The organism is Streptomyces sp. Isolate_45 (assembly GCF_024721315.2).
GTDB lineage: Bacteria > Actinomycetota > Actinomycetes > Streptomycetales > Streptomycetaceae > Streptomyces.
The window spans coordinates 1-7,676 of record NZ_JANFAK020000262.1; the positions used below are offsets into that span (position 1 = coordinate 1).

At 68.0% G+C, this 7,676-nt stretch carries 9 protein-coding genes and 3 pseudogenes; 6 read left to right on the forward strand and 6 right to left on the reverse strand.

The features are described from left to right. Positions 1 to 349 precede the first annotated feature (349 nt). The 4 genes and pseudogenes from NOD94_RS39210 to NOD94_RS39225 all read left to right on the forward strand — a co-directional run. Entirely contained in the window at positions 350 to 1,042 is a 693-nt protein-coding gene (locus tag NOD94_RS39210) for a DUF1062 domain-containing protein (protein WP_281211026.1), read from the forward strand. A gap of 593 nt (positions 1,043 to 1,635) precedes the next feature. Beyond that, complete coding sequence (locus NOD94_RS39215) at positions 1,636 to 2,163, forward strand: GNAT family N-acetyltransferase (RefSeq protein ID WP_281211027.1); 528 nt, start codon at positions 1,636 to 1,638, stop codon at positions 2,161 to 2,163. A 263-nt stretch (positions 2,164 to 2,426) separates the two neighbouring features. Next, entirely contained in the window at positions 2,427 to 3,551 is a 1,125-nt protein-coding gene (locus NOD94_RS39220; protein ID WP_281211028.1) for an ISAs1 family transposase, read from the forward strand. Between the two features lie 102 nt (positions 3,552 to 3,653). Then, a pseudogene (locus NOD94_RS39225) lies at positions 3,654 to 4,693 on the forward strand (IS110 family transposase); the annotation flags it as partial. Between the two features lie 62 nt (positions 4,694 to 4,755). Here NOD94_RS39225 and NOD94_RS39230 read toward each other — a convergent pair. Continuing rightward, positions 4,756 to 5,292: a transposase gene (locus tag NOD94_RS39230; protein WP_281211033.1), complete on the reverse strand. Its 537-nt coding sequence runs from the start codon at positions 5,290 to 5,292 to the stop codon at positions 4,756 to 4,758. Then, on the reverse strand, positions 5,289 to 5,723 hold the full coding sequence (locus NOD94_RS39235) for a winged helix-turn-helix domain-containing protein (protein WP_281211029.1): 435 nt from the start codon (positions 5,721 to 5,723) through the stop codon (positions 5,289 to 5,291). The genes NOD94_RS39230 and NOD94_RS39235 overlap by 4 nt, the downstream gene beginning before the upstream one ends. A gap of 198 nt (positions 5,724 to 5,921) precedes the next feature. Between NOD94_RS39235 and NOD94_RS39240 the strand changes: the two genes are divergently transcribed. After that, a complete protein-coding gene (locus NOD94_RS39240) occupies positions 5,922 to 6,230 on the forward strand; it encodes a transposase (RefSeq protein ID WP_281211030.1) in 309 nt (102 codons plus the stop codon). 125 nt (positions 6,231 to 6,355) lie between these two features. Here NOD94_RS39240 and NOD94_RS39245 read toward each other — a convergent pair. The 3 genes and pseudogenes from NOD94_RS39245 to NOD94_RS39255 form a co-directional block, all read right to left on the reverse strand. Next, positions 6,356 to 6,622: pseudogene (locus NOD94_RS39245) on the reverse strand (GNAT family N-acetyltransferase); the annotation flags it as partial. 109 nt (positions 6,623 to 6,731) lie between these two features. Then, positions 6,732 to 6,893 (reverse strand): hypothetical protein, encoded by a 162-nt coding sequence (locus tag NOD94_RS39250; RefSeq protein WP_173864715.1) that lies wholly within the window; start codon positions 6,891 to 6,893, stop codon positions 6,732 to 6,734. Between the two features lie 125 nt (positions 6,894 to 7,018). Next, a complete protein-coding gene (locus NOD94_RS39255; protein ID WP_281211031.1) occupies positions 7,019 to 7,207 on the reverse strand; it encodes a hypothetical protein in 189 nt (62 codons plus the stop codon). A 106-nt stretch (positions 7,208 to 7,313) separates the two neighbouring features. Between NOD94_RS39255 and NOD94_RS39260 the strand changes: the two genes are divergently transcribed. Next, the gene (locus NOD94_RS39260; protein ID WP_281211032.1) at positions 7,314 to 7,463 is read left to right on the forward strand and encodes a hypothetical protein; all 150 of its coding nucleotides are present in this window, start codon (positions 7,314 to 7,316) and stop codon (positions 7,461 to 7,463) included. Here the strand turns inward: NOD94_RS39260 and NOD94_RS39265 are convergent. After that, a pseudogene (locus NOD94_RS39265) lies at positions 7,460 to 7,597 on the reverse strand (IS5/IS1182 family transposase); the annotation flags it as partial. The gene NOD94_RS39260 and the pseudogene NOD94_RS39265 overlap by 4 nt on opposite strands. Positions 7,598 to 7,676: the final 79 nt, after the last annotated feature.

The following is a 7,676-nucleotide window of genomic DNA, read 5'->3' on the forward strand; positions in this document are numbered from 1 at the left end:
AGCGCGACCGCGTCCGCCTTGAACTCCGGCGGGTAGTGCTTCATGACCACGAGATGTCCGTTCTCAGATCCTCAGGACCCAGTGTCTCGTGTGTTCAGGATTCGGGGTCAAGCCCCGCGGCTGCCCGCGGAAAACAAGTTGCTCGCGGGCAGTGGCCTCGATCATGATCGCCTGCATGGACCTGTAACGGCTGCCACGTAGCAAAGCCAACCTGTCGCGCGGTTGACCCCGGAGCCTGATGACTCGGCCCCGAGGCGATGACTCGCGCCCTCGTGTGCATCCGTCATATCCCAGGAGCCGCAGCCTCGCCTGCGAGAGCTCCTGGTCAGTCCTGAAAGCAACCACATCCATGAATACTGACCGCAAGGCCCTGTGGGCCGTGCGTGAGTCCGCGCTGCCCACCGTCGTACGCCCCTGCCCGGACTGCTCCGGCAGCCGGCACCGCCCCTCGGGCAAGATCCGTGTCAACGCGAGCGGCAAACTCCTCGACGTCTGGCTTCTCCTGAGCTGTGCAGGGTGCGACCGGACCTCGAAGGTGCCCGTCCACGAGCGCGTCCACGTCTCGTCGCTGGAGCCCGCTCGCCTGGTGGCGTACGAGAACAATGACCCAGCCGTGGTGCGGGAGCTGACGATGAGTGCGTCGCTGGCCGCGAAGAACGGATACCGCCTCGACTGGACCGGTACGTGGGAGGTGGAGACCCGCACGCCCCTCTACGCACTCGACGACCCGGCACCGTTCAAGGTCCTGGTCAGCTTCGAGCTGCCCGCGCCGGTCCGGGTCGAACGACTGCTCATGCTCGGACTCGGTCTCAGCCGCAGTGGGGTACGACGCATGGTCGGGGACGGGCGTATCCACCTGCCGCTGGCCCTGGGCGCCAAGGCGCATCGTGACTTCGAGCTCACCATCCACGATCTCGGTTCCGTCGATGCTGCGAAGCACTCGAAGCTCCTTGGCGCTCCGACCGACGTGCGCACCGACCTGAGCCGCGTCGGGTTGCACGACACGCCGCAGCACGTGTCGCGATCGGCGGCGGGAGCGTAAGAGCGGGCAGCAGGGCCTTCTGGACAGCCTGTTGGCGTAGACAACCTTCGAGCTGCCAGGAGGCCCTGCTCTGTGCGGCACCAGCCACAGTCACCCGATCGTGCCCGTAGCCTGGCGCCGTACAACGCGGCGGCCGATGCGGGCCGGGTTGACCAGCTCGCGGGGCGCGGCGACGCGTGGGGGGAGCGGACGGCGGGCGGTGCGCCGGGGCGTCCAGGGCGTGGTCATCATCGGTCTCGCAATCGTGGTCCGGAATCAGGGGGGCGGGCCGCCGCCAGAGCGTTGTTCGGTGGCCCGCCGAATGTGCGGAAGCTCGATACCTGTCACCCGGCGTGCCGATCGACCTGGGTGAAGGTGCGCGATGAAGCATGGTGGTTGTCACCAATCAGCGCGCTAGTTGGCACCACCGGCCTCTGCAGCATCAGGGCTTCGGCGTAGTCGTTAGGCGTCCAGTTCATGATGGTCTGTCAGCTCATGGTGTCCCGTAGCGGAGCAGGCACGGGCGTCCAGGATCATGGGGCTTTCCGACGCCCTGCGCGTCGGCGTGACCGTGCTGTTGGATGGCCCACATGACGTCGCCGATAACTCTGACTGTGGAAGCCACTTCGACCGCGTCGGCCCTGACCCTCCGTCCCTGGCAGGACTCGGACATCCCCACAATTGTCGCCGCTCACCGTGACGAGGCGATACGCCGCTGGTCGACGCGCCCCATCGGCGACGAGGACGAGGCCCGCGCCTGGCTCGCCGACCAGGGCAAGGGCTGGGCGGACGACACCCAGCTGAGCTGGGCTGTCGAGGAGGACGGCACGGTCGTCGGGAACTTCCTCATCAAGGCGGCCAACCCGCCGGAGATGCTCGCGACCGGCGTGGGCTACTGGACGTTGGCCGAAGCCCGCGGCAGGGGCATCGCCTCGCGTTGCGTCAAGACCGCCACGGAATGGCTGTTCGGCGGGCAGGACTTCATGCCCGCCGACGAGATTGAGCTGCTGCACACCGTCGGCAACGAGGGCTCGTGCCGCGTCGCGCAAAAGTGCGGATATGCCCTGGACTCGGTGCTCCCGCCGCTGCCGCCGAAGTTCCCGGACGAGGGGCACCGGCACCTGCGCAAGCGGCCTGTGTAAGCAGCGACCAACATCGATGCCGGCAAATTGGGCAGACGGGGCATCACAGCTGCGACATCGTCGAACGCCGAGCTTCATGCGGCTTCCACAGGGATCCGGTTAATGACGGTCTGCCAGCTTATGGGTGTCCCGGTAGATGGGCAGGCACAGCCATCCAAGATCATGGAGTTCTCGACGCCTCGTGACCTGCCTGGAAGACCGTGCCTGCCGACACATCCTCGCTGATCGCCCCTGCCCTTGCCCAGCTTCGCGTGCATCACCCGATGGTGCCCGAGGAAGTTCCCGGCCTGCTGGAACGGCTGGCCCAGGTTCCCGACCCGCACGATCCGCGCGGAGTACGGCACGCCCTGGTCGTCGTACTCGCGCTGACCGCGTGTGCGGTCCTGGCCGGGGCCACCTCACTGCTGGCGATTGGCGAGTGGATCGCCGACACCCCGGACCAGGTGCTGGAACAGGTCGGTGCGGGCATCGACCCGGTGATGCCGCGGCGATCCCTGCCGGCAGAGACGACCGTCCGGCGACTGCTGGCCCGCCTCGACGCCGATGCCCTGGACCAGGCCGTGGGCTGCCGGCTCGCCGACCGCCGAACCCCTCCTTGCGCCGACAGGCTGCGCGGGCTGGCTGTCGACGGAAAGAGCCTGCGCGGTGCGGCCAGGGCCAAGGGCCGCAAGATCCACCTGCTCGCCGCCTTGGACCATGCGACCCAGCTGGTCCTGTCCCAGCTCGACGTCGGCGAGAAGACAGGCGAGACCACCTGCTTCCAGCCCCTGCTGAATGCCATCGTCGACCTCGCCGGGACGGTGGTCACCAGCGACGCGCTGCACACCCAGCGCGAGCACGCCACGTACCTCCTGGCACGGGGCGCCCACTACATCGTCATCGTCAAGGGCAACCAGAAGCACCTGCGCAGCCAGCTGAAATCCCTTCCCTGGAAGGAGGTCCCGCTCCAGGGCCGAACCCGCAACACCGGCCACGGCCGCCGTGAGATCCGGCGCATCAAGGTCGCCACCGTGAACAACCTCCTCTTTCCTGGCGCCCGCCAGGCCATCCAGATCAAACGCCGTCGCACCCACCGCAAGACCGGAAAGACCACGATCAAGACGGTCTACGCCGTCACCAACCTGACCTCCGAACAGGCCACTGCGGCCCAGCTCGCCGTCCTCGCTCGGGACCACTGGAAGATCGAAGCCCTGCACCACGTGAGAGACACCACGTTCGCCGAAGACGCCTCCCAGCTGCGGACCGGCAACGCACCCCGCGCCATGGCCACCTGGCGAAACCTCGCCATCGGAGCCCTGAAGCTGGCAGGAGTCGCCAACATCGCCGCCGGGCTCCGCCGCAACGCCCGAAACCCCAGCCGCCCCCTCCAACTCCTCGGGCTCACCTGATCACGAAACGGGCATCAGCAGACTTCGCCGGAGCCCTGGCTGCTATATCGAGTCAAGCGGTTTGGGGAAGTTGTTGGGCTTCTCGCCATCGTTCGGCTTGCCCCGGCCGGGAAGAAGGTCCTCGACAAGCAGCTGCCCAACAGCGAGCCGAAGCTGCGAGCCGTGTTCGACAAGCTGACCGCGAAGTTCGGCACCGTCCTGGTGATCGTGGACCAGCCCGCCTCGATCGGTGCTCTCCCGCTGGCCGTGGCCAGAGACGCGGGCTGCCAGGTCGCCTACCTGCCCGGCCTGGCGATGGGCCGGATGGCCGACCTGTATCCGGGCGAGGCCAAGACCGACGTGAAGGACGCCGCGCTGATCGCGGACGCGGCCCCCACCCTGCCGCACACCCTGCGCTCGCTGGAACTGACCGACGAGATCACCGCCGAACTGGCCGTGCTCGTCGGCTTCGACCAGGACCTGGCCGCCGAGGCCACCCGCACGTCCAACCGGATACGCGGCCTGCTCACCCAGTTCCACCCCAGCCTGGAGCGTGTCCTGGGCCCCCGTCTCGACCACCAGGCCGTCACCTGGCTTCTTGAACGCCACGGATCCCGGCCGCACTGCGAAAGGCCGGCCGCCGCAGCCTCGTCGAACTCATCCGGCCCAAGGCCCCGCGCATGGCCCAGCGGCTGATCGACGACGTCTTCGACGCGCTCGACGAGCAGACCGTCGTCGTGCCCGGAAGCGGCACCCTCGACATCGTGGTGCCCTCCCTGGTCCGGTCGCTCGTGGCCGTCCAGGAACAGCGCCGGGCCCTGGAAGCCCAGATCAACACCCTGCTGGAGGCCCACCCTCTTTCCCCGGTCCTGACGTCGATGCCCGGCGTCGGCGTCAGGACCGCCGCCGTCCTGCTGGTCACCGTCGGCGACGGCACCAGCTTCCCCACTGCCGCCCACCTCGCCTCCTACGCCGGCCTCGCCCCGACAACAAGGTCCTCCGGGACCTCGATCCACGGCGAACACGCACCCCGCGGCGGAAACCGGCAGCTCAAACGCGCCATGTTCCTCTCCGCCTTCGCCTGCATGAACGCCGACCCCGCCTCCCGCGCCTACTACGACAAGCAACGCGCCCGCGGTAAAACCCACACCCAGGCACTCCTGCCCGAAGAAGTAGCGGCGGCTGTCCTGTGGCTGGCCTCCGAACACGCTGGTTACTGAGGTTTTCAGGGTGGGGTCGGTGGTGTGAGGGTCAGGCCGGTGGCGGTGAGGCAGCCGTCGATGAGGTGGGGCCGGAGTTGGATTCTGCGTAACTCGTAGCGGAGCTTGCGGTCGAGGTCGTCGGGTGTGTCGAAGGCGGTGTTGGCCATCGCTCTCCGCACGAGTGACCAGACGGCCTCGACGGGGTTCAAGTCGGGTGCATAGGGCGGCAGGCGGACGGTGGTGAGCCAGTCGTGCTCGGCCTCGTAGCGTTTCAGCCCGGTGGCCAGGTGGGTGTTGAGGTTGTCCCAGACCACCACGATCGGGCCGTCGAGCTGGATATGTGCCCGCACCAGGAGGTCGCGGTAGTCCTGCCAGGAGAAGCTCTTGCGTGCGCCCTTGAGGCGGAGGTGGGTGCGGGGCCGGTGGATGAGACGGCTCTTCTGGCCGGGTTTGTAGCAGCACAGGGCGGCGACCGAGGTCCGGCGGCGGGACCTGCCGCGGACACGGATGGCGGGTGTGTGTCCGCGCCGGCCCCAGGTGCGGGCGACCGCCGGCGTCATCGAGAAGCCGGCTTCGTCCTCGAAGACGATCCATGCCCCGGATGCCGCCGCGATCCTTTTACCTGGGGCCACACCTCCTTCTTCCACAGTTCCACCGCCTGCTCGTCGCGCTCGAGTGCTCTGCGGGCGGGTGCTTGCCAGGACCAGCCGTGCCGTTTCAGCAGCCGCCATACCGTCGCGACCGACAGGCTCACCCGCAGGCGCCCGCGGATCAACGTCTGGACCCGGGCCAGGGTCCACCGTTCGTCCTCGAAGCCGTGCGCTGAGGGGCCCTTGCAGAGTTCCTCCTCGAGCACGGTGAACTGTTCATCGGTGACGGTCGGGGAGTTCGCCGGGCCCGCCGAGCGCAGGCCCTCCATGCCGCCCTCGCGCCAGGCGCGGCGCCAGCGTTCCACCGACCGCACGCTCACCCGCAGCTCTTTCGCGATCACCGTGGTCTTCTCGCCCGCCGCGAACCTCTCGCCGGCCTGAAGCCGGATCCCCTCACGAAACGCCCGACGCTCAGGCCCCCACCCTCCGGATACCTCACCTCACTGGCATACCGCAGGGATCATCAACCGTCACCACCCAACGACAACCCGAAAACCTCAGTAGGTCTGGTCAAACACCTGACTGACAGCCCAGTGGCCGTGGAGATCCTTGCCGACGCCGGCTACCAGGGCCTGGGCGCCCAGACCGGCGGCCGCGTCGTGACACCACCACACCGCAAGTTCAAGAAGAACCCGCCGGACTGGTACGAGGAGATCTACGAGCGCCGGCGCAAGGCGCACTCTTCACGCAGGATCCGGGTCGAGCACGGCATCGCACACCTCAAGAACGGGCGAGCTCTCGCCCGCCACCACGGACGACGCGAGCTCATGAGCGACACGATCCAAGCCATCGCCAGCCTGCTCTCACACCAGCAGACCGCCACCCGCGGCGGCCGTCAGCAACAGTGACCACCAGGCCGACCCGCACCTCTGGACGCGTCACCGCCAACCATGCACGAGCTCGTTAGGGCGTGTATCGAAAGCACGGACAGGCCGGGCGGGGTGATGTCCCGGTCCGGCCCGTCCGCTCTCTGCTAAAGGTCGAGCTGGTACTGGTGTGTCGTGTGCGTGGGTGTGTAGCCGAGACCGTCGTTGACCCGTCGCATGTGCGCGTTGCTGTCGGCGGTGTCGGTCAGGAGGCCACCGAGGTCCGGATAGTCCCTGTGGGCCTGTCGGATCGACTCGGCCTTCATCCATCGGCCGAGGCCGTGACCTCGGTGCTCGGGCAGCACCCCCGTGCCGTAGTGCTGGCCCTCACCTGTGCCGTTGCCGGGGATGACGAGTTCGGTGAAGGCGGCGACGAGCCGCAGAGTTGAGCTCGGCCGCCTCTTGACTGACCCCTGACCTGACACGACCTCTGAGACGGCGAAACGCCGTGGCATGCCGGGGCGTTTCGTGCGTGCGCTCAGTTCAGCGCAAGCCGTCTGTGTCGTCGTGCTCTTCGCCGACTGGGAGTGGCCGACGGTCTTCCACCGGGTCATCACTGTAGATGACCGCGGAGACCGCGCTGTCGTAGGCATCGTCGAGACCGTTACCGCTTGCGCCGAGCATGTTCTCCCAGTCAATTCCCATACATACGAGCCTACCCGTAGTGTTCGAGGAACCGAGCGATGTGGGCGTTGAGCTCGTCCGCTTGGGCAAAGATCGCAGCTTCCTCTCCTGGGAGGATGAGCGGCGCGGTCGGCCTCGTCATCGGGCTAGGGTCCGTCACTCGTGGCGGTGACTATGGCTGTTGAGTTCTCCACGCTGGCAGCCCAGCGCCCGATCGCGGACTCCTGGCGCTGGGTAAGCCCGGCGTCGGCGGCCAGGGCGCGGGCCGTGCGGGCGAGGCGGCCGATCACCACATGTTGGTCGTGCGAGAGCTTCCGCAGCGCTGCGGCATCCAACGTCCGGTGGGCGAGGCGCAGGGCCTCGCCGAGCCCTAGGTGTTCTGCCTTGGGAGGTTGTGGACGGCTGGGCAGTTGAGTCCTATCGGTCGGTACAGTCGCGTGCATGCTGAAGCCACTGCTGCGTGTAGTTGAAGCGGGCGGTCGTACCGTGGACGATCCGAGCGAGGAGGTTCTGCACGACCTGCTGTCTGAGATGGCGGGAGGCGTTGCCGTGGACCCCGATGCCTTTTCAGTGAAGGATTACAGCCACTAGTTGATCGCCGCGACCAGGACTGTCGCCTCGTAGCGGACAGCGAGCTTGTCGTACCGCGTGGCGACAGCGCGGTTCCTCTTGAGGCGGTTGATCCCACACTCGACCGCGTGGCGCTCGCGGTAGTCGGCCGGGTCGAAGCGGGGGGGGGGGGGGGGGGGGGGGGGGGGGGGGGGGGGGGGGGGGGGGGGGGGGGGGGGGGGGGGGGGGGGGGGG

Excerpts from the sequence above, each read along its gene's own strand:
- NOD94_RS39210 (WP_281211026.1), top strand. The coding sequence starts at position 350 with ATGAATACTGACCGCAAGGCCCTGTGGGCCGTGCGTGAGTCCGCGCTG.
- NOD94_RS39220 (WP_281211028.1), top strand. The coding sequence starts at position 2,427 with ATGGTGCCCGAGGAAGTTCCCGGCCTGCTGGAACGGCTGGCCCAGGTT.
- NOD94_RS39230 (WP_281211033.1), bottom strand. The coding sequence starts at position 5,292 with ATGACGCCGGCGGTCGCCCGCACCTGGGGCCGGCGCGGACACACACCC.
- NOD94_RS39250 (WP_173864715.1), bottom strand. The coding sequence starts at position 6,893 with ATGGGAATTGACTGGGAGAACATGCTCGGCGCAAGCGGTAACGGTCTC.
- NOD94_RS39260 (WP_281211032.1), top strand. The coding sequence starts at position 7,314 with ATGCTGAAGCCACTGCTGCGTGTAGTTGAAGCGGGCGGTCGTACCGTG.